Raw genomic sequence first — 1,684 nt, forward strand, 5'->3', positions numbered from 1 at the left:
CGGTACGGCAGAGGCAGAAGATCATGTCGGCATATTGCGCCAGCGTGGTCCACGTCTTCTGGCCGTTGATGATGTAGGTGTCGCCCTTGCGCTCGGCCTTGGTCTTCAGCGAGGCAAGGTCGGAGCCCGAGCCCGGCTCGGAAAAGCCCTGGCACCACCAGTCGTCGACATTGGCGATGCGCGGCAGATACTGCTTCTTCTGTGCCTCGCTACCAAAGGTGTAGATCACGGGGCCGACCATGCTGACGCCGAAGGCAAGCGGCGCCGGCGCCGGATGCATCTGCAGTTCCTCGTTGAAGATGTAGTGCTGCACCGACGTCCAGCCGGTGCCGCCATATTCCTTGGGCCAGTGCGACACGCCCCAACCCTTGTTGTTGAGAATGCGCCACCAGGCGACCATCTCGTCCTTCGACAGATGCCGGCCCTCGACCAGCTTGCGGCGGGTTTCCGTTGGTACGTTGTCGCGGAAGAACGCCCGCACCTCCTCGCGAAACGCGATTTCGTCCTTGCTGAAAGCGAGATCCATGGGATCCTCCTGTGAGCGAAAGAATTCGATTTTTTCTTCTACGTCGTCCCGGCCCTGAGCCGGCACCCATAACCGCCGGCCATTGTTGCTCGCGAGGGCGTCGGTCACCGCGCCTCAAAAGCAAGATCCCCCGGTATGGGTCCCAGCTCAAGGCCGGGACGACAACCTGTTGATACCGGGACGTTGTCCTTAATGTACTACCTCGAACAAGCCGGCCGCCCCCATGCCGCCGCCGACGCACATCGTCACCACCACATGTTTCGCCTTGCGCCTGCGGCCTTCGATCAGGGCGTGACCGGTCAGCCGCGCGCCCGACATTCCGTAGGGATGACCGACCGCGATCGCGCCGCCGTCGACGTTGATTTTTTCCGGATCGATGCCGAGCCGGTCGCGGCAATAGATCACCTGCACCGCAAAGGCCTCGTTCAACTCCCAGAGGTCGATGTCCTCGACCTTCAGCCCATGACGTTTCAAGAGCCGCGGCACCGCGAATACCGGGCCGATGCCCATCTCGTCCGGTTCGCAGCCATGGGCGACAAAGCCGCGAAAGATGCCGAGCGGCTTGAGGCCGCGCCGCGCGGCCTCCTTGTCGCTCATGATGACGCTGGCGCTGGCGCCGTCCGACAACTGGCTGGCATTACCGGCGGTGATGGAAAAGCCCTCGCCGCGCACCGGCTTCAGCCCGGCGAGGCCTTCCGCCGTGGTCTCGGGCCGCGGGCCCTCGTCCTTTGACAGGGTGACGTCCTTCATCGAGACTTGGCCGCTCGCCTTGTCGGTGACCGCCATCCGGGTCGTGATCGGCGCCAGTTCGTCGTTGAACTTGCCGCCCTGCTGCGCGGCCGCGACGCGGCGCTGGCTCTCCAGCGAATATTCGTCCTGCCGTTCGCGCGAGACGTTGTAGCGCTTGGCGACGACCTCGGCGGTGTCGATCATGGGCATGTAGACCTCGCCCTTGATCTCCAGCAGCGCCGGGTCCTGGGCATGGAAGCTATTAGCGTACTCGTTCTGCACCAGCGAGATGGACTCGCCGCCGCCGCCGACCGCGATCTCGACGCCATCAAAAATCACCGAGCGCGCGGCCAGCGCGATCGCCTGCAGGCCGGAGGCGCATTGCCGGTCGATGGTGGTGCCGGCGACCGTCACCGGAAGCCCGGCGCG

The 1,684-nt window shown here is 64.6% G+C and carries 2 protein-coding genes; both read right to left on the reverse strand.

The annotated features are described in order from the left end of the window. A partial coding sequence (locus WCB02_RS11670; RefSeq protein WP_423958330.1) for an acyl-CoA dehydrogenase family protein occupies positions 1-526 on the reverse strand: 526 nt, incomplete at its 3' end. A gap of 189 nt (positions 527-715) precedes the next feature. Continuing rightward, positions 716-1,684: acetyl-CoA C-acyltransferase (locus WCB02_RS11675; RefSeq protein ID WP_423958332.1), on the reverse strand; the 969-nt coding region annotated here is incomplete at its 5' end.

The organism is Bradyrhizobium sp., from assembly GCF_049581145.1.
Lineage (GTDB): Bacteria > Pseudomonadota > Alphaproteobacteria > Rhizobiales > Xanthobacteraceae > Bradyrhizobium.